Genomic DNA, 24,718 nt, shown 5'->3' on the forward strand with positions numbered 1-24,718 from the left:
CGACGGACGAAGGCCCGCAATGGCCGTATCATTACGGAAGCGGAAGAAGGCGCGACGTGTGCAGGCACGCCGCGCCTCCGCGCGGGTCGGGGTCAGCCGACCTTGCGTTGCTGAATGATCATCTTGCGCTCGCCGCCCTTGAAGACATCGCGACCGCGCGTGTCGAGGCGATGCATGTGGATGCGCTCGCCGCCGGGGCCTTCGTCCAGACCCAGCACGTCGAAGGTCTTCTGCTGGCTGGGGGTCAGGGCCAGGTAGAAGGCCCGGGTGGCGTCGGCGCGGGCCTTCATGGCGTCGGCGGCCTTGGACATGCGGTCCAGGCGCTCGAGGGTGGTCGGCGGCGCCGGCTCGGCTCCGTCCTTGGCCTCTTCCTTCCTGATCATGAGAGGCTTCGGGTTGGTGGCCTCGACATAGGCCTTCAGCGCCCGGTCCTGATCGGTGCGCAGCTGCAGCACGTCGCGCAGGCGCTGGGCGCGCTTTTCCGGATCCGGCGCGCGGAAGTGCTCGCGCATGAAGCCCATGTCCGGGCCGGCGGCCATCAGTATGTCCAGGGGCGGCAGCGGCGGAGCCGGGGGCGCCGGCGGGGCGGGCGGAGGCGGCGGGGCGGGGATCTGGGCCACGGCCGCGCCGGCGGCCAGGGCGGTGACGGCGGCGCCCGCGAGCGCCAGGCGAACCAGTGATTTACGCATGGTTGTGAGCTCCCTCTCGTTGATGACGAAGAGCTTGGCCACGCCGTTATGGCGCGAAAATGTCTGACTTCATGAACAATGTTACAGGTTTGGCGCGCGGCCGAGACGAACGCTGGCTTGCGCTCAAGCTGGCGCGCGTTATGTCAGCTGCCACATCCGGGACACGTCATCCTTTAGCAAGCGCGCACGGACCGCCGTGCGCGGCGCGTCCTCGCTCACGCATTCCTCGCCCGGCCTCGGAGTCCGCATGAAGTCGCTCGCTTTCGTCGCCCTGGCCCTGGCGGGGATCTGCTGGGGTCTGGGCTTTCCCACCGGCAAGCTGATCCTGACGGAGACCGACGCGGCCCACATGGTGCTGCTGCGCTTCGCCGTGGCCGCCTTGGCCGCCGCGCCGTTCGCCCTGCGCCAACCCGAGGTGCGGGCGCTGTTCCGCTCGCCGGTCGTGCTGCTGGCGGGTGTGCTGTACGGCGTGGCCTTCATGGTCCAGTTCGAGGGCCTGGCCCATGTCAGCGTCACGGTCGCGGCCCTGCTGGTCGGGGCCATGCCGGCCCTGATCGCGGTCAGCGCCAAGGTGCTGGGCGAGAGAGTCTCGAAGATGTCGTGGGCCGGCGTCGCGGCGGCGACCCTGGGCGCGGCCCTGATCGCCGGCAAGCCCGACGGGGCCAGCTCGCCCTGGGGCGTGGCGCTGTCGATCGGCGCGCTGTTCCTGTTCCTGGCCTGGCTCCTGACCCTGCGGCGGGCCCCGAAGGCTCCCAACGCCATGGCCATTCCGGCCGTGTCGATCATCGTGGCGGCCTTCACGGTGCTGCCGATCGCCTTGGTCATGCACGGCCCGCCGAAGCTGGACCTGACCGCGCCGGTCTGGGCCGCGATCCTGGCCCAGGGCGTATTGGCGACCCTGCTGGCCACCGCGGCTTGGCAGTACGGCGCCGCGCGCGTGGGCGCCGCCAGCGCCGGCGTGTTCATCAATATCGAGCCGCTGATCGGCGCGACCTGCGGCGTGCTGCTGTTCGGCGATCACCTGACCGCCGCCTTGTTCGCGGGCGGCCTGCTGATCATCGGGGGCAGCTTCGCGGTGGTATTGGGCGAACGGCAGGCCCAGCCGGGCGAGCTGCAAGCGACGGTCGCGCCGACGCCTTAGTCCAGGGCGTTGCGGCAGGCCGCGCCCATGGCCAGGGGCGAGAGCGCGACCGCCCCGACGCAATAGGCCAGCATCAGCATCAGGCCCCCTGTCCAGGGCAGGCCGGCCGTATAGCTGTCCAGCGCCCCGGCGCCGAAGATCACCGGCGGCGCGAACAGCGGCAGGACGATCACCGCCACCAGCAGGCCGCCGCGCTTGCTGCCCAGGGCCAGGGCCGCCCCCAGGCCGCCCAGGAAAGCGAAGGCCAGACCCCCGGCCAGGGCGCACAGCACCAGCAGCGGCACGACCTTGAGCTCGGCGCCCAGCATCAGGGCCGCGACCGGGGCGGCCAGGGCCAGCGGCGCGCCGGTGGCCAGCCACTGGGCCAGGCATTTGGCGACCGCCACGGCTTCCAGCGGCGCGGGGCCCAGGGCCAGCAGATCCAGGGCCCCGTCCTCGTAGTCGCGCTCGAACAGGCGCTCCAGCGACAATAGCGCGGCCAGGGCCAGGGCCAGCCAGGCGATGCCGGGGGCGATGGCGGCCAGGCGCTCGGGCGCGCGGCCGGCGGCCATCGGCAGCAGCACCACGACGCAGGCGTAGAAGGTCAGGGCCAGCAGCGGCCCGCCGCCCTTGCCCCAGGCCAGGGCCAGCTCGCGCCGCAGGAGGACGCCGAACGCCTTCACGATCCGATCTCCACGCTACGGGCCGGGATCGGCAGCGGGTCGTGCACCGAGGCCAGGATCATGCCGCCGCCCGCCAGGTGCTCGGCCATCACGGCGCCGAACGCCGCGCGTTGGCCCGCGTCCAGCGGGGCCATCGGCTCGTCCAGCAGCCACAGCGCGCGAGGACTGGCGGCCAGGCGGGCAAGGGCCAGGCGCCGGCGCTGGCCGGCCGACAGGCGGCGGACCTCCAGGTCCAGCAGGCGATTGAGATCGAAGCGCCCCGCCGCCGCGCGGGCGCTCTCTTCGGTTCCACCGGTCCACAGGGTCTGGAAGCGCAGCTCTTCCCAGGCCGTACGGCTGGATTTCAGCCCGTCCTGGTGGCCCAGCAGATGCAGCTGCTCGGCCCGCGCCGTATCGGCCTCGATCGGCCCCGCTTCACCCTCGAAGCCGACGGTTCCTTCGACCGGGCGCAGCAGGCCGGCGACGGCGCGCAGCAGGCTGGTCTTGCCCGCCCCGTTGCGGCCGACAAGCACCGCCGCTTCGCCCGCGCCGAGCGTCAGATTCAGTTGCGAAAACAGCCGGCGTTCGCCCCGCGAAATCGCCAGATCCTTAATGAGAACAACTCTCAACATGCCAAGTCCCCGCGCGCGACATGGACGTTGCGCGGCGGTGGCGCTAAGAAGCGCGCGGTCGCCCCCCTCCAGTCGTTCAGGGTGGTACGCGGCGCGGAGGCGGAACCTGTGTGTCCCTTCCGATTTGCGCGTGATCCCGGGAGTGGTTTTCGGGCGGCCGTGGACAGAGAAGGATCCTCAGAATGGCGTCTGTAGACAGCCTGAAAGCCCGTCGCGAGCTTAAAGTCGGCAACAAGTCCTACGTCTATTACAGCCTTCGCGCCGCCGAGGAAGCCGGTCTTGCCGGAACTTCGTCGCTGCCGGTCTCGATGAAGGTGCTTCTGGAAAACCTGCTGCGTAACGAAGACAGCGTCTCGGTCAACGAAGCCGACCTGAAGGCCGTGGCCGCGTGGCTGGAAAACAAGGGCTCGGTCGAGCACGAGATCAGCTTCCGCCCCGCGCGCGTGCTGATGCAGGACTTCACCGGCGTTCCCGCCGTCGTCGACCTGGCCGCCATGCGCGACGCTATGGTCGCCCTGGGCGCCAACCCGGCCAAGATCAACCCGCTGAACCCCGTCGACCTGGTCATCGACCACTCGGTGATGGTCGACAACTTCGGCGACCCGAAGGCCTACGAGAACAACGTCAAGCGCGAGTACGAGCGCAACATCGAGCGCTATCGCTTCCTGCGCTGGGGCTCGTCGGCGTTCAACAACTTCCGCGTCGTGCCGCCCGGCACCGGCATCTGCCACCAGGTGAACCTGGAGTACCTGGCCCAGACCGTGTGGACCAACGAGGTCGACGGCGCCGAAGTCGCCTATCCCGACACCGTCGTCGGCACCGACAGCCACACGACCATGGTCAATGGCCTGGCCGTCCTGGGCTGGGGCGTGGGTGGCATCGAGGCCGAGGCCGCGATGCTGGGCCAGCCGATCCCGATGCTGATCCCGGAAGTCATCGGCTTCAAGCTGACCGGCGCACTGCCGGAAGGCGCGACGGCCACCGACCTAGTGCTGACCGTCACCCAGATGCTGCGCAAGAAGGGCGTGGTCGGCAAGTTCGTCGAATTCTATGGCGACGCCCTGGCCAACCTGACCCTGGAAGACCAGGCGACCATCGCCAACATGGCCCCGGAATACGGCGCCACCTGCGGCTTCTTCCCGATCAGCGCCTCGACCATCGCCTATCTGAAGGGCACCGGCCGTACGGCCGAGCGCGTCGCCCTGGTCGAAGCCTACGCCAAGGAACAAGGCCTGTGGTGGGAGCCCGGCGTCGCCGAGCCGACCTTCACCGACACGCTGGAACTGGACCTGGCGGCCGTCCAGCCGTCGCTGGCCGGTCCGAAGCGCCCGCAGGACCGCGTCCTGCTGGCCGACGCCTCGGTCAAGTTCGCCGAGTCGCTGGCCGGTGAGTTCGGCAAGGGCGAACAGCCCGACCTTCGCGCCCCGGTGGAAGGCGAGAACTTCGACGTCGGTCACGGCGACGTGGTCATCGCGGCCATCACCTCGTGCACCAACACCTCGAACCCCTCGGTCCTGATCGCCGCCGGCCTGCTGGCCAAGAACGCGGTCGCCAAGGGCCTGAAGACCAAGCCGTGGGTGAAGACCTCGCTGGCCCCCGGCTCGCAGGTGGTCACCGACTATCTGGCCAAGGCCGGCCTGACCAAGCACCTCGACGCCCTGGGCTTCAACCTGGTCGGCTACGGCTGCACCACCTGCATCGGCAATTCGGGCCCGCTGCCGGAAGCCATCAGCAAGACGATCAACGACGCCGACCTGGTGGCGTGCTCGGTGCTGTCGGGCAACCGCAACTTCGAAGGCCGCGTGAACCCGGACGTCCGCGCCAACTACCTGGCCTCGCCGCCGCTGGTGGTGGCCTACGCCCTGGCCGGCTCGCTGAAGATCGACCTGGCCACCCAGCCGCTCGGCCAGGACAAGAAGGGCAACGACGTCTTCCTGAAGGACATCTGGCCTTCGAACGAGGACATCGCCGCCCTGCAGCGCAAGGCGATCAACGAGAAGATGTTCGCCACCCGCTACGGCGACGTCTTCAAGGGCGACAAGAACTGGCAGGGCATCAAGGTGACCGGCGGCCAGACCTACGCCTGGGAAGGTGACTCGACCTACGTCCAGAACCCGCCGTACTTCCCGAACATCTCGATGACCCCGACCCCGGTCACCGACATCGTGGAGGCCCGCGTCCTGGCCGTGTTCGGCGACTCGATCACCACCGACCACATCAGCCCGGCCGGTTCGATCAAGACGACCAGCCCGGCCGGTCAGTACCTGATCGACCACGGCGTCCAGCCGGTGGACTTCAACGGCTACGGCGCCCGCCGCGGCAACCACCAGGTGATGATGCGCGGCACGTTCGCCAACATCCGCATCCGCAACAAGATCACGCCGGACATCGAGGGCGGCGTGACCAAGCACTTCCCGACCGGCGAAGTGATGTCGATCTACGACGCGGCCATGAAGTACCAGGCCGAAGGCCGTCCCGCGGTTGTGTTCGGCGGCAAGGAATACGGCACCGGTTCGTCGCGTGACTGGGCCGCCAAGGGCACCAAGCTGCTGGGCGTCCGCGCGGTGATCTGCGAGAGCTTCGAGCGCATCCACCGCTCGAACCTGGTCGGCATGGGCGTGCTGCCGCTGCAGTTCGTCCAGGACGGCTGGCAGAAGCTGGAGCTGACCGGCGAGGAGATCGTCTCGATCCGTGGTCTGACGGACCTGGCGCCGCGCAAGCAGCTGATCGTCGAGCTCTATCGCCCGACCGACGGCCGCATCGCCCGCTTCCCGGTCCGTTGCCGCATCGATACGCCGACCGAGCTGGAGTACTTCAAGAACGGCGGCGTCCTGAACTACGTGCTGCGCAACCTGGCCAAGTCGGCCAGCTAAGCGCGGCGTTCGACGCGTGAAAAGAGACGGCCGGCTCCCTCGCGGAGCCGGCCGTTTTTCGTTGGCGCGGACCCCGGCGACGATGTCTGGCCCGCTTTCTCCCCACATGACGTCGCTATTCACGGCCTCGTGAACGGATAAACCGGGCGTTCTTGGCTTAAGTGACCCGCAATGCGTAAGGCCGCCCTCTCCCTGCTTTGCCTGGCCCTGTCCGGCGTCGCCACTTCCCTGTCGTGGGGACCCGCCGCCTGGAGCCAACCCGCGAGGGCCGTGGCGACCAGGGCGAAGACGCCTGTTGTCGTCGAGCTGTTCACCGCCCAGGGGTGCTCGTCCTGCGGCAAGGCCAACCAGCTGGCGGCCGACCTGTCCAAGCGCGACGGCGTGCTGGCCCTGACCTACGCGGTCGACTACTGGGACTATCTCGGCTGGAAGGACACCTTCGCCAAGCCGGCCTTCGCCGAGCGCCAGCGCGCCTACGCCAAGAAGTTCGCCCTGCGCGACGTGCCCACGCCCCAGATGGTGGTCGGCGGTCGCGTCCAGGCGTCCGGGACCAAGGCCGAGGCGGTCGAGGACCTGGTCAAGTCCGTGGAGCGCACGCCCCTGAACGCGCCGGACATGGAGTTCATCGGCAAGACCCGGGTCGCCGTCGGTTCGGGCCCCTCGCCACGCGGCGGCGGCGGCGAGGTCTGGCTGGTGCGCTACGACCCGCGCGAGCAGGACATCGTGGTCAAGCGGGGCGACAACAAGGGCCAGACCCTGATCCACCGCAACGTCGTGCGCGAACTGGTGCGTCTGGGCCCCTGGGCCGGCAAGCCCCGGCTCTATCGCCTGCCGACCGCCACCGGCGTCGACCCCGAGCTCGAGACGGTGATCCTGCTGCAGGGCGCCAAAGGCGGCCGCATCCTGGGGGTGCTGGAAACCTCCAAGCCCGAACGCTGAGTTTTTCGGAAGGCCAAAAGAAAACCCGCGCGGCTGGAGGGGATTAGCCGCGCGGGTCCTTTTGCATATCGACGACGAACGTCTCGTGACCGGGTGGGCTGGGGGGCTGGACAGGACCCCGGTCCGCTCTTCGTCGACACTGTTGTTATCGCGGGCCGATCGGGCGAGGGCTGGGCCGAACAAAGGTTCTTTCTGGGCGCGCCGTGGCGGACTTGCGGCGACCTTTTCAGGAACGCCAAAACGCAAAAAGCCCGCGCGGTGGGGGGAGGGTCCGCGCGGGCTCATTGGGGGAGGGGATATAGAGTTTGTCGGCTGACCGGCCCGCGATCTGGGGGGCTGGGGGGGCTGTTCAGGATCCGAGACCGAAGGATGTCCGATCAGCCGACGATGTCTTTATCGACCCGCAAACAGGCGGGCGAAGGACCGAATTAAGGTCATATCGAGGCGCACCGTGACCATGCCGTGTCATTTTGGGCGGGCGTGACCGACCGGACACGGATGAACGCAACGGCCCTATTTCCCCGCCCCGTCTGTTCCAATCGGCTGATTTGGGATTAGATTCCGGTGATGGCCCTCGACACCCATCCCTCTTCGCCCAACGGCGTCGTCTTCTTCGAACGGCGTGAACTCGACCAGTTGATGCGCCTCTATGGTCGCATGGTCGCGGCCGGCGAATGGCGCGACTACGGGATCGCGGGTCTCGCCGACCGGGCGGTGTTCTCGATCTTCCGCCACGCCGCCGAAGCACCGCTCTACCGCGTCGAGAAGCACCCGGCCCTGAGCCGCAAGCAAGGCGCCTGGGCGGTGTTCGGCCAGGGCGGCCAGATCCTCAAGCGCGGCCATGAACTGACCCAGGTGCTGCGGCTGTTCGAGAAGGGCAAGTTCTCGGTCGTCGACTGAGCCGCCCGACCTAGAAAGAGAAGCCCAGCTTGGCGCCGACGAAGCGACCTTCGTTGTCGTAGCCCCGCGCCGCGCCGACGCCGCTAGTGTCCGCGCTGGGCTGGATGCCGCACAGCACGCCGACGCCGCCCGAAATCCCGCCTTCACGGCGCTCGATCGCGGTGCGGGCGACGCCTCTCGGCAGCGGGGTCGGCGCCTGGGCGTAGTTCAGCGGGACGGGCGCGACCGGCTTCAGGTTCAGCGGCGCCGACAGATTGGGGGCCTTTGTGATCGGCGGGTAGGCGGGGATCGTCTGGGCGTGGGCCCTGGCGGCGAACGTCAGGCCGACGGTAAGGCCGACGGTAAGGGCGAGCGCTCGGATCATCGTCGTCTCCATCGCCGTCAATGTGGGCCCGCCCCGGCCAAAGAGCCAGCGTGACCAAAGAAAAAGCCCCGGCGGTGTCCCGCCGGGGCCCGGTCTTTCGACCTCTCCGTCCGCCTTAGCGGCGGCTGCCCAGGATGCTGAGCAGGAATTGGAAGAGGTTGATAAAGTTCAGATAGAGGTTCAGCGCGCCGTAGTTGGTGGCCACCGCCATCGACTGCTGGTCGCCGCCCATCTGGTAGTAGGTCATCTTCAGACGCTGGGTGTCGTAGGCGATCAGGCCCGCGAAGATGAACACGCCCAGGATGCTGATGATGAAGCTCAGGCCCGGCAGATGCAGGAACATCTGGACCAGCGAAGCCAGCACCAGGCCGATCAGGCCCATGATCAGGAAGCTGCCGAAGCCCGACAGGTCCTTCTTGGTCGTGTAGCCCACCAGGCTCAGGCCGCCGAAGGCGATGGCCGTGATCAGGAAGGTCGAGGCCACCGAGGCGCCGGTATAGGCCAGCAGCCACACGCCCGCGCCGGCGCCGATCGAGGCCACCAGCGCCCAGTACAGGATGCCCGACGAACGCGCCGTCGGGTTCTTCATGGCGAACATGGCGACCAGCATCATCGCCAGCGGGGCGAAGCGGATCACGGTGCCCAGCAGGGTGAAGCCGGCCAGGCGACCGTCCGGGGTCAGGACGTACAGCTGGTTGGCGATCGGCGCGTAGGCGCTGGTCGCGAAGGCCAGGACGGCCGACAGCAGGAGACCCAGCGCCACCTTGTTGTAGACGCCGAGCATGAAACTACGCAGGCCGGCGTCAACCGACATGTCGGCGCGATCCGCCGGGATCGAGCGCGCGTAGCCGCGGTTGAAGTCGTTCATCGAATTAAGCCCTTGAGCTAGAGCGTCCACGGTGGACGCCCCCTGAATATCGGGTGTCCGGGGCGGTCGCGCAATCCCCTCACGAAAGTGTTCATGGTATGCATTCGTGAAAGCCGCTGATCATCGGCGCGCCTTGCGGGACAACGGCTGACGCCCTTAGAAAGCTTGCCTAACAACGCCTCCCATTGGGGCGAAAGAGGGGCTCGCCGATGGAATACGCCAAGCTGGGTCGGACCGACGTGACCGTCTCGCGCTGTTGTCTGGGCACCATGACCTGGGGTTCGCAGAACTCCGAGGCCGAGGCTCACGAACAGATGGACTATGCTTTCTCGCGCGGCGTGACCTTCTGGGACACGGCCGAGATGTACGCCAGCCCGCCCAATCCCGAGACGCAAGGGCGGACGGAAGAGTACATCGGCTCGTGGCTGACCAAGACGGGCAAGCGATCGCAGATCGTGCTGGCCTCCAAGGTCGCGGGTCAGGGCGCGGCCTTCGGCGGCCTCTCCTGGATGCGCAAGGACGGCGCGACGACTCGTCAGACCCGCGCCCAGATCGACGAGGCCGTCGAGGGCTCGCTGCGCCGCCTGAAGACCGACTATCTGGACCTCTACCAGCTGCACTGGCCCGACCGGCGGGTGCGGGTGTTCGGCGGCCAGACCTACAAGGACTACGACCAGGACTTCGAGAGCTTCGGCGACATCCTCGAGGCGCTGGACGCGCATGTGAAAAAGGGCTCGATCCGCCATGTCGGCGTGTCGAACGAGTTCCCGTGGGGGGTCATGCGCTTCCTTGGAGAGAGCGAAGCCAAGGGTTTGCCGCGCGTCGCCTCCATCCAGAACGCCTACCACCTGGCCAACCGCACTTTCGAATACGGTCTGGCCGAGATCGCCATGCGCGAGCAGGTGGGTCTCCTGGCCTACTCGCCCCTGGCCCAGGGCCAGCTGACCGGCAAGTACCTGGATGGCGCCCTGCCGGAAGGCTCGCGCAAGGTGCTCTACAATCGGATGCAGCGCTACGAAGGGCCCGGCGCCCAGGAGGCTTTCCGCGCCTATGTGGACCTGGCCAAGGCGCACGGCCTCGACCCAGCCCAGCTGGCTCTGAAGTTCTGCGACGCCCGTCCGTTCGTGACCGCCACGATCATCGGCGCGACCTCGATGGCCCAGCTGAAGACCAATATCGACGCCTTCGACGTCCCCTGGACCGATGCGCTGGAAGACGCCGTCAACGCCATCCACGCCCGCCAGCCCAATCCGTGCCCCTAGGCGTTATCGAGCGATGATCCGCCTCTTCACCGCCATCGCCATCCCGCCGGAGATCGGCCAAGGCCTGCTCTCGCGCCAGCACGGGATCGAAGGCGCGCGGTGGCGGCCGCTGGAGGCGTTCCACATCACCCTGCGTTTCGTCGGTGACGTGCAGGAGCCGGTGGCGGCCGATCTCGACGAGGCGCTGGCCGAGATCACCGCTCCGGCCTTCGACCTGGCGCTGACCGGCGTCGGGCATTTCGGCGAGGGCGCCGATCTCCACGCCGTCTGGGCCGGGGTCGAGGACAGCGCGCCACTACGCCGCCTGCAAAAGGCCAACGAAAGCGCCGCCCGCGCCGCCGAGCTGAAGCCCGAGACGCGGGTCTATACGCCCCATGTCACCCTGGCCTATCTGAAGCGTCCGGCGGTCCCGGAGGTCGGGGCGTGGATCCAGGCTCACAACCTGCTGCATTCGCCGGCCTTCCACGTCGACCGCTTCGGCCTCTATTCCAGCTGGCAGACCAGCGCGGGGTCGGCCTACCGGCTGGAACGGGAATATCCGCTGACCTAGTCGTGGGTGATGGTCTGGAAGCCGTGGGCCTGGGCCAGCGTCGCTTCGCCTGCCGCGATCCGCGCCGACGGATTGGGCCGGGGCTCGGCGACCTTGGCCAGGGTGTTGCGGTCCACGTGTTTGAACGGTTCGTCGCGGCCCCGGACCTGCAGCATGGTCGTCGAGACATAGGACCAGCCGCCGTCGGCCTCGAACTTGACGTCCAGCTGGTAGGAATCCGTCCGGAACGCCCACTCCAGGAAGTCGGTCGAGCAGATGCCGTAGCCGGGCCCGCCCCGCTCGGCCCGAACCGTCAGACCCCCGCCATTGTCCAGCGCCCGGCCGCTGGCCAGCGCCGTCTGGCCGCGGGGCAGGGCCAGGGTCTGCATGACCAGGCCCGTCTTGGGCTCGAACAGCCAGTAGCCGATCTGGTCGTGGAAGGTGGTGTCCTCATCCGAGGCGACGATGTGGACATGATAGCGCAGGCCGTAGAACAGCTGCGGCCCATTGGCCTGCGGGTCGATCGGCTGCATCTCGATGCGCTCGAGGAACTCGCGTCGCTCGGGACCCTCGGCCTTGGGATTGACGTCGACGCCCTTGCGACCTTCCCACGCGCCGGCCAGGCGCCGCAGCGGACCCAGATTGGCCAGGGTGTCCGGATCCACGTCCTCCGGTTCGGTGAAGATGTCGTCGGGAAAGTCGAACATGTCGTCGTGGCTCCGGCCAAGCTTGGTGTTGGCTCTAGCGGGACGAGTCCTTTCGTCAAGCGCGAGTTGGCGGCTCACGCCACCGCGTGGTCCTTCAGCACGCCCAGGGGCACGATCGCCAGCATCTCCTCATGGGTCGCCGCCAGCACCACCTGGGGGGCCATGCCGGCGTCGAGGGCCTCCTTCCACCGCCCGGCGCACAGGCACCAGCGGTCGCCGGCCTTCAGCCCCGGGAAGGCCAGTTCGGGCCGAGGCGTCGACAGGTCGTTGCCCTTGGCCTTGGAGAAGGCCAGGAAATCGTCGGTCATCACCGCGCAGACGGTATGCAGGCCCAGGTCATGCGGTCCCGTCTCGCAACAGCCGTTGCGGTAGAAGCCGGTCACGGGGTCCAGGGAGCAGGCGGCGAGTTCGCCGCCCATGACATTCTTGGCGCTCTTGTCGTACCGCGTGCTCATGCGGGTGATCCTAGACCCCAGGCGGGCGGCGCCAAGCGGCTTCGCGCTCGACGGCGCTTTTTGGTCGGAAGGCTTTTGCTGCGACGCAGCAATGCTAAGGTCGCCACAACGCAGAAAACAAAGCAGGGGAGTTCCATGACCTTCGAAAGCCGTCCGCGCCGCAGCGCCCTCTACATGCCGGCCTCCAACGCCAAGGCGGTCGAGAAGGCCCGGACCCTGGACGCCGACGTCATCATCCTGGACCTGGAGGACGCGGTCGCACCCGAGACCAAGCCGGCGGCCCGCGAAGCGGCCGTGGCGGCGGTCAAGGCCGGGGGCTTCGGCGCGCGCGAGGTGGTGATCCGGGTCAACGGCATCGACACGCCCTGGGGCGCCGAGGACCTGCGCGCCGCCGCCGAGGCGGGGCCCGACGCGGTGCTGGTCCCGAAGGTCGACGACGCGGCCGACGTGCGCCTTTACGACCAGCACCTGAACGCCGCTCCGCCGCATACGCGCCTGTGGACCATGATCGAGACGGCCAAGGCCGCCTTCCATCTCTGGGAGATCGCCGGAGCCGTGCACGGCACGCGCCTTTCCGCCTGGGTCATGGGGGTCAACGACTTCGCCAAGGAGATGCGCGCGCGCCAGACGCCGGACCGCGCGCCGTTCCTGCCGCTGCTGACCCTGTCGGTCGCCGCCGCCCGCGCCCACGGCCTGACCATCCTGGACGGGGTGCACAACGACATCGAGGACTTGGCGGCGCTGGAGGCCGTCTGCGTCCAGGGCGTCGACTTCGGTTTCGACGGCAAGACCCTGATCCACCCCAAGCACCTGGAGATCTGCAACCGGGTCTTTTCGCCTTCGCCCGAGGACATCTCCTGGAGCCAGGCGGTGATCGCCGCCTTCAACGCGCCCGAAAATTCTGGCAAAGGCGCCTTGCGGGTGGACGGCAAGATGGCCGAACGTCTGCATCTGGCGCAGGCCGAGCGTCTTGTCGCGGTGGCCAAGTCTATCGCGACGCGGTCCGCGAGCGCCTAGGGGGTCGTTGAAGGTCGAGTATGCGGGCTATCGTTCTCTCCGTCGTCCTGGTCGCCAGCCCCGCGCTGGCGCAGATTCCGACGGCGCCTGCATCCAGTCCCCCGGCGCAGGACGCTCCGGTCAGCACGGCCGTTCCCGTCCCGGCGCCGGAGGCCGCCCAGGTTCCGCCGGCGCTCGACCCGCTGGCCGACCTGATCTCGCAGAGCAATCAGACCACCGACGAGGAAGAGGTCGAGGCCGCCAGCAAGCCGGCGCCGAAGCACAAGGGACAGATCCTGCCGATCCCGCCGCCCGAGCCCGAGGCTTCGGCGACGCCCGGCGGCGAGCTGACCAAGGCCCAGGTCTATGAACTGCGGGTCAAGGGCTCGGTGGCGGCCGCCCAGAACCTGCAAGGCCCGCTGGACGGCGCCTGGCGGATCGCCGGGGCCGACGGCGGCCAGCTCTACGCCCTGCAGATCGTCGACAAAGCCGGCGGGGCCGGCGAGCTGGAAGGCGCCTGGCGCGACCTGCGCCGGCCGGGATCGGTCGGGTCGACCGGCCTGATCGAGGACCTGCGCCGCGACGGCGATACGATCACCGCCCGCTTCAGTCCCAAGGTTGGCGAATCCTCGGTCCTGACCCTGCGGTCGACCGTCGAAGAGCGCTGGTCCGGCGAGCTCGCCGAGAACGGCGCCAATATCGCGGTGGTCGCCGAGCACCTGCTGCCCCAGGCCCCGCCCGGCTACGAGACCGAACGCCGAGGTCCCTATGTCTGGCCGGGCGCCCAACGCCCCATCGCCAGCCGTGCGGCGTCGGCCGCCCCGGCCTGCTCGACCAAGGGCAAGAAGGGCAAGGCGCTGAAGGCCGCCAAGGCCAAGTGCGCCGCCGCCGCCCGCAAGTCCAAGGGCTCGACCGTGAAGAAGGGCAAGGGCGGCAAGGCCAAGGCGACGGTGTCGAAAAAGAGGAAGTCGACCAAGAAGCGTCGTTGAACCCGTTATCCGCTCTTCCCCGCGCAGGCGGGGATCCCAGCGGACTTTCGGTTGGCTCGACTTGGGTCCCCGCTTACGCGGGGATGAGCGACATTTCTAGCGAAGAGCCGCCCGCGCCGCCGCGAGCGGGGCGGCCAGGGCCTCGGTGGAGTAGGCGCGGCCAGGGCTGTGGCCCCAGACCGGACCGGGCCAAGCCGGATCGTCGTTGCGGCGGCCCACGACGTGGATGTGTAGCTGCGCGGTGACATTGCCCAGCGCCCCGACGTTCAGCTTGTCGACCCGCAGGCCCAAGGCCGCCCCGACCGCGCGGACCGCGGTCCCGGCCAGCACGATCTCCTCCATCAGCTGGATACGGTGGCCGGTGTCCAGCTCCTCGATCTCGCGCAGGTCAGGCTGGCGCGGGATCAGCACCAGCCACGGATAACGGGCGTCGTCCTGTAGCCGCACCTCGCACAGCGGCAGATCGGCGACCTTGTGCGAGGTGGCGACGAACGCCGGGTCCAGGTGGAAGTCTTCAGCCACGTTTCGGAACCGCCGCCCAATAGTCGAAGTCGAGAATGACGGCCGGATTGTAGGCGCCTTCGCCGTCCTTGTCCGGGAAGTCGTCGCACAGCCGATCCTTGGTCGCCACCAGCCGCAGGCGCAGGGCGCCGACATTCCCCAGATCGGCCTTGTCGAGGACCTCGCTCCAGGCGAACACCGTGCCGCCGGCGAAGAACGGGGCCACGTGCCGGCCGCCGTTGATCGCCAGGATCAGGCCGGCGTTCTGCAGGCCGTTGAACGACAACGCCTTGGCCGTCGAGATCACCACCCCGCCATAGACCAGTCGCCGGCCTGACGGGTCCTTGTTTCGTTCGAACTGGTTGAAGTGGACCTTGGCGGTGTTCTGCCACAGGCGCGTGGCCATCTGGTGCTCGGCCTCCTCGACCGCCATGCCGTCGACATGGTCGATCTTCTCACCGATGTCGTAGTCCTCGAAGGCGTGCGGCGCGCCGGCCAGGGTCCAGTCGTAGGTCGAGAAGTCCAGCCCGGGCGGGATCACCAGATCGGCGGGGGCGACCGCCGACGACAGGGCCGGGACCGTCTGCTCGGCGATCGTGGCGTCCTGGTCGCGTTTCCTGACCATCACCCAGCGGACATAGCTCAGCACCGCCTCGCCGCGCTGGTTGGTCCCGGTGGTGCGGACATAGACGACGCCGGTCTTCTTGTTGGAGTTCTCTTTCAGCCCGATCACGTCCGAGACGGCGCTCAGGGTGTCGCCGGGAAAGACAGGGGCCAGGAACCGGCCCTCGGCATAGCCCAGGTTGGCCACGGCGTTCAGGCTGATGTCGGGCACCGTCTTGCCGAACACGACATGGAAGGCGACCAGCGGATCGACGGGCGCGGCGGCCAGGCCGCAGGCGCGCGCGAACTCGTCCGAAGAGAACAGGGAAAAGCGCGGTCCGTAGAGCGCCGTATACAGCGCCACGTCTCCCGCCGTGACCGTTCGGGGCGTGGCGTGGACCAGCCTCTGGCCCAGCTTGAAGTCCTCGAAGAAATGGCCCGGATCGGTCTTGTTCATCATACCCCCCATCTCTGGCTCCTCTTATCGTTGTTCAGGCATCTTTGCCGCAGTGCAGCGAAACGGGAAAGAGGGCTTGAGGCCGAGCCGCGACGGGTCTAGACCGCGCCGCGACATTTCACTGTCCACAGCCTTGATGGAGACCCCATGGCTCGCGCGAAGATCGCCCTTATCGGCGCCGGCATGATCGGCGGCACCCTGGCCCACATCGCCGCTCGCGAAGAGCTGGGCGACGTGATCCTGTTCGACATCGCCGAAGGCACCCCGCAGGGTAAGGCGCTCGACATCGCCGAAGCCTCGGCCGTGTTCGGCAAGGACGTGGCCCTGAAGGGTGCCAACGCCTACGAAGACATCGCCGGCGCCGACGTCTGCATCGTCACCGCCGGCGTGCCGCGCAAGCCGGGCATGAGCCGCGACGACCTGCTGGGCATCAACCTGAAGGTCATGAAGGCCGTCGGCGAAGGCATCAAGGCCCACGCCCCGAACGCCTTCGTCATCTGCATCACCAACCCGCTGGACGCGATGGTCTGGGCCCTGCAGCAGTTCTCGGCCCTGCCGAAGGAAAAGGTCATCGGCATGGCCGGCGTCCTCGACTCGGCCCGCTTCGCCTACTTCCTGGCCGAAGCCACTGGCGTGTCGGTGGAAGACATCCACGCCTGGACCCTGGGCGGTCACGGCGATGACATGGTCCCGATGGTCCGTCACTCGACGGTCGGCGGCCTGCCGCTGCCGGAACTGGTCAAGCAAGGCTGGCTGTCGCAGGACAAGCTGGACGCCATCGTCGAGCGCACCCGCAAGGGCGGCGGCGAGATCGTCGCCCTGCTGAAGACCGGCTCGGCCTTCTACGCCCCGGCGGAATCGGCGATCGCCATGGCGACGTCGTACCTGAAGGACAAGAAGCGCGTCCTGCCGTGCGCCACCTACCTGACCGGCCAATACGGACTGAACGGCCTGTACGTCGGCGTGCCGGTCGTCATCGGCGCCGGCGGCGCCGAGAAGATCGTCGAGTTCGAAACCAACGACGCCGAGAAGGCCATGTTCGCCAAGTCGGTCGAGTCGGTGCAGGGCCTGATGGAAGCCTGCAAGGCCATCGACAGCTCGCTGGTCTAAGCGATCCTCGATCCAGAACGACGAAGGGCGGCTCCTCGCGGGGCCGCCCTTTTTCTCTGGTCCGGTTGGCTGCCCCCTCCGCGCCTTCGGCGCTCCTCCCCCTGAGGGGGAAGAAGGATAGCGGATCACCTTCTGCCCCCTCCGGGGGCGGACGACCTGCGGAGCAGGTCAGGTAGGGGCAAGTGCCAGACTAATGCGCCGCGTCGCCGGGCTCCTGGGAGATCTCCTCCAGCGTCTTGCCGACCTGCTTGGCGCCGTAGTCCTTGGCCACGTCGCCCAGCGATAGGATGCCGGTCAGGTTGCCGGACTCGTTGAGCACCACCAGGCGGCGGACCTGGTTGTTGGCCATCTTGGCGGTCGCGTCGGCTAGGATGTCGTCTTCCTTTACGCTCAGCACCTCGCCGTCGGACATCACGTCCGAGACGGCGCTGTCGAAGCTGCGGCCTTCGGCGACCACGCGCAGGACGATGTCGCGGTCGGTGACCAGGCCGACGACCTTGCCGTTGTCGACGACCGGCACCACGCCGCTGTCGACCTTGGCCATGGTCTCGGCGACCTTGCGGATGCTGTCGGTGGGACGGGCGACCGAGACCTGGCTGGTCATGGCGTCGCTGACTTTCATGGCGAACCTCTTGGGTTGGAATTCCGAGGCTCTAAAACCCGCAGCGCGCGCCAACCGTTCCGCTTCCGCTTGTCATCGGGCGCCTCTATCTAGGCGCATCCCCTTTCGGAGCTTCCCATGTCGATCTCGATCCACCAGGCCAGCGCGCCCGTGTTCATCCAGGGCCTGAAGGGTCTGAAGGGCGTGCTGACCAAGGCCGCCGCCCTGGTGGAGGCCAAGGGCTGGGACCCCGACGCCCTGCTGAAGGCGCGGCTGTATCCCGACATGTTCCCGCTGATCCGTCAGGTGCAGATCGCCACCGACTTCGCCAAGGGCGGCGCGGCGCGTCTCGCTCAGGCCGAAGTGCCGGCTTGGGACGATGTCGAGACCTCGTTCGAGGGGCTGATCGCCCGCATCGACCGCGCCATCGCCTTCGTGGAAGGCCTGGACGTCGCCGCGTTCGACGGCGGCGAGGCCCGTGACGTCCAGCTGGTGCGTCGTGGCGAGACCCACACCTTCAACGGCCTGGACTATCTGCAGCGCCAGGCGATGCCGAACTTCTTCTTCCACATCACCACCGCCTACGCGATCCTGCGCCACAACGGCGTCGAGGTTGGCAAGCGCGACTTCCTGGGCACGGCCTGATCTTTCCAAATCCCGCCTCCCTGGCGAAAGCCGGGGCCCAGATGGAAGGGCGTCGGGGCGGGTTCCTCGAACTCGGCGCCTTTCCAATCCGTCCAAGCGCCCTGGGATCTGGGTCCCGGCTTTCGCCGGGAAGACGGGATAGAGGGTCTCTTTTGACTCCTTCCCGAAATTTGTGCATAAGCCCCGGCTTCCGGCGCTTTATCAGCAGCGCCTCCACCGTCACGACCCCGGCCTGTTAGCGCAGGATCCATCCGGACGAGGACGGCGAGGACCCCCGTCGACGTGATCGTCCACGGGGGCTGATCGCGTTTGGTCTAGTGATTTAACCCAGGGTTCGACATGTTCGACGGCCTTACAGAGCGACTTTCAGGCGTCTTCGATCGCCTCGGCGGTCGCGGCGTGCTGTCCGAGAAGGACATCGACGAGGCGCTGCGCGAGGTCCGCGTCGCCCTGCTCGAGGCCGACGTCGCCCTGCCGGTCGTCAAGGACTTCATCAGCAAGGCCAAGGAAGCCGCCTCGGGCGAGGCGGTGATCCGTTCGGTTAAGCCGGCCGACCAGGTGGTCAAGATCGTCTATGACGGCCTGGTGGACATGCTGGGCGGCGAGGTCCCGACCGGCCTGAACCTGGCCCTGAACCCGCCGTCGGTCATCCTGATGGCTGGCCTGCAGGGCTCGGGCAAGACCACCACCACCGGCAAGCTGGCCCTGCGCCTGTCGAAGACCGAGCGCAAGAAGGTGCTGGTCGCCTCGCTCGACACCCGCCGCCCGGCCGCCATGGAGCAGTTGGCGACCCTGGCACGCCAAGTCGAGGTCGAGAGCCTGCCGATCGTCGCGGGCCAGAGCGCCCCTGACATCGCCCGGCGCGCGATGACGGCGGCCAAGCTGGGCGGCTACGACGTCCTGATCCTCGACACCGCCGGCCGCACCACGCTGGACGAGGCGATGATGAGCGAGGCGGCGGAAATCGCCCGCATCGCCAGCCCGTCCGAAACCATCCTGGTCGTCGACAGCCTGACCGGTCAGGACGCCGTGCGCACGGCCAAGGCGTTCCACGAGCGCCTGCCGCTGACCGGCCTGATCCTGACCCGCGCCGACGGCGACGGCCGCGGCGGCGCGGCGCTGTCGATGCGCCACGTCACTGGCCTGCCGATCAAGTTCCTCGGCGCCGGTGAGAAGATCGACGCGCTGGACGTGTTCGACGCCCGCCGCGTCGCCGGCCGCATCCTGGGTCAAGGCGACGTCGTGGCGCTGGTCGAGAAGGCCGCGGCCGATCTGGACCATGCCGAAGCCGAGCGCATGGCCAAGAAGCTGGCCAAGGGCAAGTTCGACCTGGACGACCTGTCGGCGCAGCTGAAGCAGATGCAGAAGCTGGGCGGCATGGAAGGCATCATGGGCCTGCTGCCCGGTGTCCAGAAGGTCAAGAAGCAGATCTCCGAGAGCGGGATCGACGACAGCGTCTTCCGCCGCCAGCAGGCGATCATCAGCTCGATGACCAAGGAAGAGCGCAAGAAGCCCGACATCCTGGCCGCCTCGCGCAAGCGCCGCATCGCCGCCGGTTCGGGCGTCGACGTCGCCGAGATCAATCGCCTGCTCAAGCAGCACCGCCAGATGGCCGACATGTTCAAGGCCATGTCCAAGGACGGCGGCAAGGGCCTGGCCCGCATGGCCCAAATGATGGGCGGCGGCGACATGGCGCGCATGAAGAATATGGGCGGCGGCAAGATGCCCCAGCCCGATCCCAATGCAGCGGGAGGCCTTGGCGGCGTCCCGGGGCTGCCCGGTCTGCCGGGCCTCGGGAATGGCGGCGACGCCAAGCCCAACCCTCTCTCCGGCCTGGGCCTGCCCGGCTTCAACCCGTTCAAGAAATAGAACTTTAGACCTAAGGACTACCTCAAATGCTGAAGATCCGTCTCGCCCGTGGCGGCGCCAAGAAGCGTCCGTACTACTCGATCGTCATCGCCGACAGCCACTCGCCGCGCGATGGCCGCTTCATCGAGAAGGTCGGCACCTACAACCCGCTCCTCAAGAAGGACGACGCCAACCGCGTCACCCTGAAGGTCGAGTCGATCCAGGAGTGGCTCAAGAAGGGCGCCCAGCCGACCGACCGCGTCGCCCGCTTCCTGGCCGCCCAAGGCCTGACCACCTGGGCCCACGGCAACAACCCGCAAAAGGGCGCCCCGGGCAAGAAGGCTCAAGAGCGTTCGGCCGAGCGCGCCCAGCGCGAGGAAGACCGCAAGCAAGCCGAAGCCGACGCCAAGGTCGCCGCCGCGGAAGCCGCTGAAGCCGCCAAGGTCGCCGCTGCTGAAGCCGCCGCCGCTGCCGCCGCTGCTCCGGCGGTCGAAGAAGCTCCGGCTGAAGAAGCCCCGGCCGCCGAAGTCGCCGCTGAAGAGGCTCCGGCCGCTGAAGCGCCGGCCGAAGAAGCCTCGGAAGGCTAATCAGGGTTCCAGCGCCGTCGTCTCTCTCGAGGCGGCGGCGCGACTCTGTCTGCGCCATGGCCCACGCTCCCGAAGACCCGATGATCCTGGTCGGCCGTGTGGCCGGCGGCTTCGGCGTGCGCGGCGAAGTGCGGATCGCGACCTATACCGAAGACCCGATGAGCATCGCGGCCTTCAAGACGCTGAAGCGTCAGGACGGCTCGGTCGCCCTAACCATCGCTTCGGCCCGCAAGACCAAGGACGGTGTCGTCTGCCGTTGTTCCGGCGTCGACACCAAGGAAGCGGCCGACGCCCTGCGCGGCCTGCGCCTGTATGTCCCCCGCTCGGCTCTGCCCGAACCGGACGAGGACGAGTTCTACCTGACCGACCTGGTCGGCCTGACGGTCCGCCACATCCAGACGGACGTCCTGCTGGGCCGCGTCAAGAGCGTCCAGAATTTCGGCGCCGGCGACATTCTCGAGATCACCCCTGACCTGGGCGGCCCCACCTGGTACCTGCCGTTCACGCGGGCGGCTGTGCCCGAGGTCAAGATCGGCGAGGGTCTGATCCTGGCCGACCCGCCCGCTCTGGTGGGTGAGCAGGAAGGTCCCGACGAGGACCAGTCCTAAGCAAGGAGCGTCGCGTGTCGGACGGAAAGTGGCGGGTCACCGCCTCGCGAGTCGTGCATCAAGACCGCTGGATCCATCTGCGCGCCGACGACTGCGTGACCGACGAGGGCGCGGTGATCGCGCCCTACTATGTCCTGGAATATCGGGACTGGATCGAGCTGGTGGCGCTGGACGCCGACAACAACGTGCTGCTGGTCAAGCAGTACCGCCACGCCCTGGGCGACATCTCGATCGAGCTGCCAGCCGGCGGCATGGACGCCGGAGAGACCGACCCGGTCGAGGCGGCCCGCCGCGAGCTGCTCGAGGAGGCCGGCTGCGCCGGAACCCTGACCCTGCTGGGCGAGACCCGGCCCAACGCCGGCACCCATACCAACCGCATCCACATCATCCTGGCGCGCGATGTGGTGAAGGTCGCCGAGCCGAAGGATGATCCCCACGAGCGGATCGAGACCGTCTGGGTCTCGGCCGCCGAAGCCCTGCGCATGGCCCTGGCCGGTGAGATCACCGTGGGCATGCAGGCCGCCTCGCTGCTGCGAGGCTTGGCCGAGGCCGGCGTGGCCCGGATCGAACTGGCCTAGGAAGCTACTTCCGCACCCGCATCAGGCATTCCTGGGCCACCGAGGCCAGGAGCTTGCCGTCCTGGCTGAACATCTGGCCGCGCACCAGGCCGCGGCCTTGCGAGGCGCTGGGGCTGTCCTGGGCGAACAGGGTCCAGGCGTTGAAGTTGAACGGATGGTGGAACCACATGGCGTGGTCCAAGCTGGCGCCCTGCAGGCCCGGCGTCGTCCAGATCAGGCCGTGCGGACGCAGGGCGCTTTCCATGAACGCCATGTCGGAAGCGTAGGCGAGCGCGGCCTGCTGCATCCTGATGTCGTCGCCCAGCGGGGCCTTGGCGCGCATCCAGACTTCCTTGACGCCCGACTTCTTCACCGGCGCCACCGGGTTCTGCATGTCGACCCAGCGCGTATCGACCGGGCGCGGGCGCTCGGCCAGGGCCAGCATCTTCGGATGGATCTGGTCGCCCAGGCCGCGCAGGAACTCGGCCTCGGTCGGCAGGCTTTCGGGATCCGGGGCGTCCGGCATCTCCGACTGGTGCTCGAAGCCCTCTTCCGGCGTCTGGAACGAGCAGGCCAGGTTGAAGATCTGCTCGCCGTGCTGGATGGCGGCCACGCGGCGGGTCGTGAAGGTGCCGCCGTCGCGGGCCCGCTCCACCTCGTATAGCACCGGGGCATTCACGTCGCCGGGACGGATGAAATAGGCGTGCAGCGAGTGGCAGACCCGTTCCGGCACGGTCTTGTAGGCCGCCAGCAAGGCCTGGGCGATCACCAGCCCGCCGAAGATGCGCGGGAAGCCGTCGTTGGGGCTGACGCCCCGGAACAGGTTCACCTCGATCGGCTCGAGGTCGAGGATATCGGCGAGGTTTTCGGTCGTCTGCATGGCGCAGTGCGATAGGCTCGCTTCGGCGCCGCCGCAAGCCGTCACCTTGCGTCAGGCCGTCGCGCTCCCCATCGTGGGGCGATGTCGTCTTCTCCGCCCGTGATCCATCACCCCGCCTTCCGCGCCGAGATGCCGGCAGGGCACCGGTTTCCGATGGACAAGTTCTCGCGTCTGGCGACCGTGCTGGAAGGCGAGGGCGTTCCGGGTCCGGACGGTTTCGCTCGCCCCGAGTTCATCGATGTCGACACCCTGCGGCTGGCCCATGCGGAGGACTATGTCCGGGGGGTGATCGAGCTTTCCTTGCCCGCCGACGTGGTCCGGCGGATCGGCATGCCCAACACCGACAGCGTCGCCACCCGGGCTCGCGCGGCGACCGGCGGCACGCTGCTGGCGGCGCGCCTGGCCCTGGAGCACGGGATCGCCTGCAACACGGCCGGCGGCAGCCATCACGCATCGGCCGAGAGCGGCGCGGGGTTCTGCGTGTTCAACGACGTGGCCGTGGCCGCGCGACGGCTCTTGGCGGAGGGGGCCATCGGCCAGGCCCTGGTCGTCGATCTCGACGTTCACCAGGGCGACGGCACGGCGCGGATCTTCGAGGACGATCCCAGCGTCTTCACCTTCTCGATGCATGCGGAAAAGAACTTCCCGCACCGCAAGGCGACCAGCGATCTGGATGTCGAGCTGGCCGACGGGACCGATGATCGGACGTATCTGGAAAAGCTGGAAGCGATCCTGCCGGCGCTGCTGGGCAGCGTCCGGCCGGATATCGTCTTCTTCAATGCGGGGGTGGATCCGCACGCGGACGACAAGCTGGGCCGTCTGTCGCTGACCGATGACGGTCTGGGGCGACGAGAGGCCTATGTCCTGGGCGCTTGTCTTTCTCTTGAGATCCCCGTGGTCGGGGTTATCGGTGGCGGCTACGACGCGGATATCGATCGTCTGGCGGCGCGCCACGCCATCCTGCATCGGACGGCCAAGTCTTTGTATTCTCGATAGTCTCTTCGGGTCTTATTGGGCGATCGGACGATCGCCAACTCCGTCGAGGCGGCTCACGGGGAGCGGCCCGACGGAGGCTACGCGGCGATCACTTACAGGCTCGAAGCGAGCGAACCGGCGATGACGACGAGCGGCAGAACCGCGAGAACGAGCGAGGCGAGGCCGGCGACGGCGTTGGTCTTCATGGTCATGGTCTTGATCCCTGTTTCTTTTGGTCGGCGCCACGTCGGCGTCCGATGAGCAAGGATATAGGCGCTGACTCTCGTTAATGCACGTTACCCTTGCTTCATGACGCCGATTTAAGAAACTTTGTCGCACCCAACCGGCATTACAGGGGATTAATGTGGTCGTCTGTAACTGTTTCTCGCGAAACTTTATCCTTTGAGACGATCGCCCCGATAAACCATGCTCACTCCTCGCTCGGGGCCACCAAAAACAGTCCCCGCATGGTGGCGATCGGGGCCGAACGGGTCTCCTGCCAGGCCTCGACATGGACGTTGGCGATACGGCGTCCCAGCTTCTTGATGCTGGCGCGGGCATAGGTGGTCAGCGGCCGGCCCGAGCGCAGGTACTCGATCGAGACGTCGATCGTGCGCGGCTGGCGCTTCATCGGCGCGGCGACCGACAGCTGGGCCAGGGCGGTCATCTCCATGAAGGCCCCCAGCACGCCACCGTGGATGGCGGGCAGCATCGGATTGCCGACGATGTGATGGGCGAACGGCAGGATCGCGGTCATCTCGTCCCCGGCCAGCTCGGCCTTCACGCCCAGGAAGCGGGCGTAGGGGATGGCGTCCAGCATCGAGACCAGGCGGGTGTCGGCGTCGCTCATCAGTCCACGCTCCCCGTCTTGGCGCGCGGTTCGCGCGAGGGTTTGAGGTTGGCGCCGGGCTTCTTGCCGGCGCTGCTGTCGAGCATGAAGCTGGCCTGGGCGGTGGCCACCGGGTCCTCCGGGTCGCGGTCGTAGGCCACGGCGCGGACGAAGGCGATCGAGCGGGTCAGCTTGTAGCAGTGGGCGCGAGCCATGACGTCCAGGCCCGGTTCGGCCGGTCGCATGTAGTCGATGCGCAGGTCCAGGGTGGCGATCGAGGTCCAGGTCTCCATGGAGGCGTGCACCGCCTGACCGCTGGCGTGGTCCAGCAATGTGGTGACCACTCCGCCGGCGATCACGCCGGTCTCGGGATCGCCGACGATCTCGGGGCGGTAGGGGACCTTGAGGATCGCGACCGCGTCGCCGATCTCCAGGGTGGTGAATCCCAGCGCCTTGGCCTGGGGGCTGCCCTCGTTCATCGCCGTGGCGATCATCCGGCTCTGTTCGTTGTCACTCATGCCTGCTCCCTTGC

Annotated in this window: 29 protein-coding genes; 15 read left to right on the forward strand and 14 right to left on the reverse strand. The window is 68.0% G+C overall.

Annotated elements, in window-relative coordinates; all coding sequences use genetic code 11:
- Positions 1–92 precede the first annotated feature (92 nt).
- Complete coding sequence (locus tag MZV50_RS00235) at positions 93–689, reverse strand: Spy/CpxP family protein refolding chaperone (RefSeq protein ID WP_252632370.1); 597 nt, start codon at positions 687–689, stop codon at positions 93–95.
- Between the two features lie 247 nt (positions 690–936).
- On the opposite strand from MZV50_RS00235, the gene MZV50_RS00240 reads away from it, so the two are divergent.
- Positions 937–1,830, forward strand: coding sequence for a DMT family transporter (locus tag MZV50_RS00240; protein WP_252632371.1), 894 nt, complete (start codon positions 937–939; stop codon positions 1,828–1,830).
- Here MZV50_RS00240 and ccmB read toward each other — a convergent pair.
- Both ccmB and ccmA read right to left on the reverse strand, forming a co-directional pair.
- Positions 1,827–2,492 carry a heme exporter protein CcmB gene (gene ccmB, locus MZV50_RS00245; RefSeq protein WP_252632372.1) on the reverse strand — a complete coding sequence of 222 codons (666 nt, stop codon included), beginning with the start codon at positions 2,490–2,492 and terminating at the stop codon, positions 1,827–1,829. The two genes, MZV50_RS00240 and ccmB, sit on opposite strands and share 4 nt — an antisense overlap.
- The gene (gene ccmA / locus MZV50_RS00250) at positions 2,489–3,103 is read right to left on the reverse strand and encodes a heme ABC exporter ATP-binding protein CcmA (RefSeq protein ID WP_252632373.1); all 615 of its coding nucleotides are present in this window, start codon (positions 3,101–3,103) and stop codon (positions 2,489–2,491) included. Before ccmA ends, ccmB begins: the two co-directional genes overlap by 4 nt.
- A gap of 182 nt (positions 3,104–3,285) precedes the next feature.
- Here ccmA and acnA point away from each other — a divergent pair, with 182 nt between their 5' ends.
- The 3 genes from acnA (at position 3,286) to MZV50_RS00265 (ending at position 7,815) form a co-directional block, all read left to right on the forward strand.
- The gene (gene acnA, locus MZV50_RS00255) at positions 3,286–5,976 is read left to right on the forward strand and encodes an aconitate hydratase AcnA (protein ID WP_252632374.1); all 2,691 of its coding nucleotides are present in this window, start codon (positions 3,286–3,288) and stop codon (positions 5,974–5,976) included.
- Positions 5,977–6,147: 171 nt separating this feature from the next.
- Entirely contained in the window at positions 6,148–6,915 is a 768-nt protein-coding gene (locus tag MZV50_RS00260; RefSeq protein ID WP_252632375.1) for a DUF1223 domain-containing protein, read from the forward strand.
- 567 nt (positions 6,916–7,482) lie between these two features.
- Positions 7,483–7,815, forward strand: a complete 333-nt coding sequence (locus MZV50_RS00265) for a DUF2794 domain-containing protein (RefSeq protein ID WP_252632376.1) — start codon at positions 7,483–7,485, stop codon at positions 7,813–7,815.
- A 10-nt stretch (positions 7,816–7,825) separates the two neighbouring features.
- Here the strand turns inward: MZV50_RS00265 and MZV50_RS00270 are convergent, their stop codons facing one another.
- Both MZV50_RS00270 and MZV50_RS00275 read right to left on the reverse strand, forming a co-directional pair.
- On the reverse strand, positions 7,826–8,179 hold the full coding sequence (locus MZV50_RS00270) for a hypothetical protein (protein ID WP_252632377.1): 354 nt from the start codon (positions 8,177–8,179) through the stop codon (positions 7,826–7,828).
- Between the two features lie 115 nt (positions 8,180–8,294).
- Positions 8,295–9,047: a Bax inhibitor-1/YccA family protein gene (locus MZV50_RS00275; protein WP_252632378.1), complete on the reverse strand. Its 753-nt coding sequence runs from the start codon at positions 9,045–9,047 to the stop codon at positions 8,295–8,297.
- A gap of 209 nt (positions 9,048–9,256) precedes the next feature.
- Here MZV50_RS00275 and MZV50_RS00280 point away from each other — a divergent pair, with 209 nt between their 5' ends.
- Together MZV50_RS00280 and thpR are read left to right on the forward strand one after the other, a co-directional pair.
- Positions 9,257–10,309, forward strand: a complete 1,053-nt coding sequence (locus MZV50_RS00280) for an aldo/keto reductase (protein ID WP_252632379.1) — start codon at positions 9,257–9,259, stop codon at positions 10,307–10,309.
- A gap of 13 nt (positions 10,310–10,322) precedes the next feature.
- Positions 10,323–10,859: an RNA 2',3'-cyclic phosphodiesterase gene (gene thpR, locus MZV50_RS00285; protein WP_252632380.1), complete on the forward strand. Its 537-nt coding sequence runs from the start codon at positions 10,323–10,325 to the stop codon at positions 10,857–10,859.
- Here the strand turns inward: thpR and MZV50_RS00290 are convergent.
- Together MZV50_RS00290 and MZV50_RS00295 are read right to left on the reverse strand one after the other, a co-directional pair.
- Positions 10,856–11,545: an FABP family protein gene (locus MZV50_RS00290; protein ID WP_252632381.1), complete on the reverse strand. Its 690-nt coding sequence runs from the start codon at positions 11,543–11,545 to the stop codon at positions 10,856–10,858. The two genes, thpR and MZV50_RS00290, sit on opposite strands and share 4 nt — an antisense overlap.
- Positions 11,546–11,619: 74 nt before the next feature.
- Entirely contained in the window at positions 11,620–12,000 is a 381-nt protein-coding gene (locus MZV50_RS00295; protein WP_252632382.1) for a DUF2237 family protein, read from the reverse strand.
- A 135-nt stretch (positions 12,001–12,135) separates the two neighbouring features.
- Between MZV50_RS00295 and MZV50_RS00300 the strand changes: the two genes are divergently transcribed.
- The gene (locus MZV50_RS00300; RefSeq protein ID WP_252632383.1) at positions 12,136–13,017 is read left to right on the forward strand and encodes an HpcH/HpaI aldolase/citrate lyase family protein; all 882 of its coding nucleotides are present in this window, start codon (positions 12,136–12,138) and stop codon (positions 13,015–13,017) included.
- Positions 13,018–13,037: 20 nt separating this feature from the next.
- Positions 13,038–13,985: a hypothetical protein gene (locus MZV50_RS00305; protein ID WP_252632384.1), complete on the forward strand. Its 948-nt coding sequence runs from the start codon at positions 13,038–13,040 to the stop codon at positions 13,983–13,985.
- 96 nt (positions 13,986–14,081) lie between these two features.
- Here the strand turns inward: MZV50_RS00305 and MZV50_RS00310 are convergent, their stop codons facing one another.
- Positions 14,082–14,507, reverse strand: coding sequence for an HIT domain-containing protein (locus MZV50_RS00310; RefSeq protein WP_252632385.1), 426 nt, complete (start codon positions 14,505–14,507; stop codon positions 14,082–14,084).
- Entirely contained in the window at positions 14,500–15,546 is a 1,047-nt protein-coding gene (locus MZV50_RS00315; RefSeq protein ID WP_252632386.1) for a MaoC family dehydratase, read from the reverse strand. The genes MZV50_RS00310 and MZV50_RS00315 overlap by 8 nt, the downstream gene beginning before the upstream one ends.
- Before the next feature lie 147 nt (positions 15,547–15,693).
- On the opposite strand from MZV50_RS00315, the gene mdh reads away from it, so the two are divergent.
- Complete coding sequence (gene mdh / locus MZV50_RS00320; RefSeq protein ID WP_252632387.1) at positions 15,694–16,656, forward strand: malate dehydrogenase; 963 nt, start codon at positions 15,694–15,696, stop codon at positions 16,654–16,656.
- Positions 16,657–16,846: 190 nt separating this feature from the next.
- Here mdh and MZV50_RS00325 read toward each other — a convergent pair whose 3' ends face one another.
- A complete protein-coding gene (locus tag MZV50_RS00325) occupies positions 16,847–17,278 on the reverse strand; it encodes a CBS domain-containing protein (RefSeq protein WP_252632388.1) in 432 nt (143 codons plus the stop codon).
- A 117-nt stretch (positions 17,279–17,395) separates the two neighbouring features.
- Between MZV50_RS00325 and MZV50_RS00330 the strand changes: the two genes are divergently transcribed.
- The 5 genes from MZV50_RS00330 to MZV50_RS00350 all read left to right on the forward strand — a co-directional run bounded on the left by MZV50_RS00330 (position 17,396) and on the right by MZV50_RS00350 (position 21,523).
- A complete protein-coding gene (locus tag MZV50_RS00330; protein ID WP_252632389.1) occupies positions 17,396–17,902 on the forward strand; it encodes a DUF1993 domain-containing protein in 507 nt (168 codons plus the stop codon).
- A 339-nt stretch (positions 17,903–18,241) separates the two neighbouring features.
- A complete protein-coding gene (gene ffh, locus MZV50_RS00335; RefSeq protein ID WP_252632390.1) occupies positions 18,242–19,771 on the forward strand; it encodes a signal recognition particle protein in 1,530 nt (509 codons plus the stop codon).
- Between the two features lie 26 nt (positions 19,772–19,797).
- Entirely contained in the window at positions 19,798–20,337 is a 540-nt protein-coding gene (rpsP, locus tag MZV50_RS00340) for a 30S ribosomal protein S16 (protein WP_252632391.1), read from the forward strand.
- Between the two features lie 56 nt (positions 20,338–20,393).
- Positions 20,394–20,945, forward strand: a complete 552-nt coding sequence (gene rimM / locus MZV50_RS00345; RefSeq protein WP_252632392.1) for a ribosome maturation factor RimM — start codon at positions 20,394–20,396, stop codon at positions 20,943–20,945.
- Between the two features lie 14 nt (positions 20,946–20,959).
- On the forward strand, positions 20,960–21,523 hold the full coding sequence (locus tag MZV50_RS00350; RefSeq protein ID WP_252632393.1) for an NUDIX hydrolase: 564 nt from the start codon (positions 20,960–20,962) through the stop codon (positions 21,521–21,523).
- A 4-nt stretch (positions 21,524–21,527) separates the two neighbouring features.
- Here MZV50_RS00350 and MZV50_RS00355 read toward each other — a convergent pair whose 3' ends face one another.
- Positions 21,528–22,382 (reverse strand): acyl-CoA thioesterase, encoded by an 855-nt coding sequence (locus MZV50_RS00355; RefSeq protein ID WP_252632394.1) that lies wholly within the window; start codon positions 22,380–22,382, stop codon positions 21,528–21,530.
- 81 nt (positions 22,383–22,463) lie between these two features.
- Here MZV50_RS00355 and MZV50_RS00360 point away from each other — a divergent pair, with 81 nt between their 5' ends.
- Positions 22,464–23,378: a histone deacetylase family protein gene (locus tag MZV50_RS00360; RefSeq protein ID WP_252632395.1), complete on the forward strand. Its 915-nt coding sequence runs from the start codon at positions 22,464–22,466 to the stop codon at positions 23,376–23,378.
- Positions 23,379–23,470: 92 nt separating this feature from the next.
- Here the strand turns inward: MZV50_RS00360 and MZV50_RS00365 are convergent, their stop codons facing one another.
- The 3 genes from MZV50_RS00365 to MZV50_RS00375 all read right to left on the reverse strand — a co-directional run bounded on the left by MZV50_RS00365 (position 23,471) and on the right by MZV50_RS00375 (position 24,704).
- Positions 23,471–23,569, reverse strand: coding sequence for a hypothetical protein (locus tag MZV50_RS00365; RefSeq protein ID WP_004617191.1), 99 nt, complete (start codon positions 23,567–23,569; stop codon positions 23,471–23,473).
- A 218-nt stretch (positions 23,570–23,787) separates the two neighbouring features.
- Positions 23,788–24,207 carry a PaaI family thioesterase gene (locus MZV50_RS00370; RefSeq protein ID WP_252632396.1) on the reverse strand — a complete coding sequence of 140 codons (420 nt, stop codon included), beginning with the start codon at positions 24,205–24,207 and terminating at the stop codon, positions 23,788–23,790.
- The gene (locus tag MZV50_RS00375) at positions 24,207–24,704 is read right to left on the reverse strand and encodes a PaaI family thioesterase (RefSeq protein WP_252632397.1); all 498 of its coding nucleotides are present in this window, start codon (positions 24,702–24,704) and stop codon (positions 24,207–24,209) included. Before MZV50_RS00375 ends, MZV50_RS00370 begins: the two co-directional genes overlap by 1 nt.
- Positions 24,705–24,718: the final 14 nt, after the last annotated feature.

The sequence above is a fragment of the Caulobacter segnis genome (assembly GCF_023935105.1).
GTDB lineage: Bacteria > Pseudomonadota > Alphaproteobacteria > Caulobacterales > Caulobacteraceae > Caulobacter > Caulobacter segnis_B.

What these genes read in the sequence shown, in the direction of transcription:
- MZV50_RS00235 (WP_252632370.1), bottom strand. Translation starts at nt 689, where the DNA reads ATGCGTAAATCACTGGTTCGCCTGGCGCTCGCGGGCGCCGCCGTCACC.
- MZV50_RS00240 (WP_252632371.1), top strand. Translation starts at nt 937, where the DNA reads ATGAAGTCGCTCGCTTTCGTCGCCCTGGCCCTGGCGGGGATCTGCTGG.
- ccmA (WP_252632373.1), bottom strand. Translation starts at nt 3,103, where the DNA reads ATGTTGAGAGTTGTTCTCATTAAGGATCTGGCGATTTCGCGGGGCGAA.
- acnA (WP_252632374.1), top strand. Translation starts at nt 3,286, where the DNA reads ATGGCGTCTGTAGACAGCCTGAAAGCCCGTCGCGAGCTTAAAGTCGGC.
- MZV50_RS00260 (WP_252632375.1), top strand. Translation starts at nt 6,148, where the DNA reads ATGCGTAAGGCCGCCCTCTCCCTGCTTTGCCTGGCCCTGTCCGGCGTC.
- MZV50_RS00265 (WP_252632376.1), top strand. Translation starts at nt 7,483, where the DNA reads ATGGCCCTCGACACCCATCCCTCTTCGCCCAACGGCGTCGTCTTCTTC.
- MZV50_RS00270 (WP_252632377.1), bottom strand. Translation starts at nt 8,179, where the DNA reads ATGATCCGAGCGCTCGCCCTTACCGTCGGCCTTACCGTCGGCCTGACG.
- MZV50_RS00275 (WP_252632378.1), bottom strand. Translation starts at nt 9,047, where the DNA reads ATGAACGACTTCAACCGCGGCTACGCGCGCTCGATCCCGGCGGATCGC.
- MZV50_RS00280 (WP_252632379.1), top strand. Translation starts at nt 9,257, where the DNA reads ATGGAATACGCCAAGCTGGGTCGGACCGACGTGACCGTCTCGCGCTGT.
- thpR (WP_252632380.1), top strand. Translation starts at nt 10,323, where the DNA reads ATGATCCGCCTCTTCACCGCCATCGCCATCCCGCCGGAGATCGGCCAA.
- MZV50_RS00290 (WP_252632381.1), bottom strand. Translation starts at nt 11,545, where the DNA reads ATGTTCGACTTTCCCGACGACATCTTCACCGAACCGGAGGACGTGGAT.
- MZV50_RS00295 (WP_252632382.1), bottom strand. Translation starts at nt 12,000, where the DNA reads ATGAGCACGCGGTACGACAAGAGCGCCAAGAATGTCATGGGCGGCGAA.
- MZV50_RS00300 (WP_252632383.1), top strand. Translation starts at nt 12,136, where the DNA reads ATGACCTTCGAAAGCCGTCCGCGCCGCAGCGCCCTCTACATGCCGGCC.
- MZV50_RS00305 (WP_252632384.1), top strand. Translation starts at nt 13,038, where the DNA reads ATGCGGGCTATCGTTCTCTCCGTCGTCCTGGTCGCCAGCCCCGCGCTG.
- MZV50_RS00315 (WP_252632386.1), bottom strand. Translation starts at nt 15,546, where the DNA reads ATGAACAAGACCGATCCGGGCCATTTCTTCGAGGACTTCAAGCTGGGC.
- mdh (WP_252632387.1), top strand. Translation starts at nt 15,694, where the DNA reads ATGGCTCGCGCGAAGATCGCCCTTATCGGCGCCGGCATGATCGGCGGC.
- MZV50_RS00325 (WP_252632388.1), bottom strand. Translation starts at nt 17,278, where the DNA reads ATGAAAGTCAGCGACGCCATGACCAGCCAGGTCTCGGTCGCCCGTCCC.
- MZV50_RS00330 (WP_252632389.1), top strand. Translation starts at nt 17,396, where the DNA reads ATGTCGATCTCGATCCACCAGGCCAGCGCGCCCGTGTTCATCCAGGGC.
- ffh (WP_252632390.1), top strand. Translation starts at nt 18,242, where the DNA reads ATGTTCGACGGCCTTACAGAGCGACTTTCAGGCGTCTTCGATCGCCTC.
- rpsP (WP_252632391.1), top strand. Translation starts at nt 19,798, where the DNA reads ATGCTGAAGATCCGTCTCGCCCGTGGCGGCGCCAAGAAGCGTCCGTAC.
- rimM (WP_252632392.1), top strand. Translation starts at nt 20,394, where the DNA reads ATGGCCCACGCTCCCGAAGACCCGATGATCCTGGTCGGCCGTGTGGCC.
- MZV50_RS00355 (WP_252632394.1), bottom strand. Translation starts at nt 22,382, where the DNA reads ATGCAGACGACCGAAAACCTCGCCGATATCCTCGACCTCGAGCCGATC.
- MZV50_RS00360 (WP_252632395.1), top strand. Translation starts at nt 22,464, where the DNA reads ATGTCGTCTTCTCCGCCCGTGATCCATCACCCCGCCTTCCGCGCCGAG.
- MZV50_RS00365 (WP_004617191.1), bottom strand. Translation starts at nt 23,569, where the DNA reads ATGACCATGAAGACCAACGCCGTCGCCGGCCTCGCCTCGCTCGTTCTC.
- MZV50_RS00370 (WP_252632396.1), bottom strand. Translation starts at nt 24,207, where the DNA reads ATGAGCGACGCCGACACCCGCCTGGTCTCGATGCTGGACGCCATCCCC.
- MZV50_RS00375 (WP_252632397.1), bottom strand. Translation starts at nt 24,704, where the DNA reads ATGAGTGACAACGAACAGAGCCGGATGATCGCCACGGCGATGAACGAG.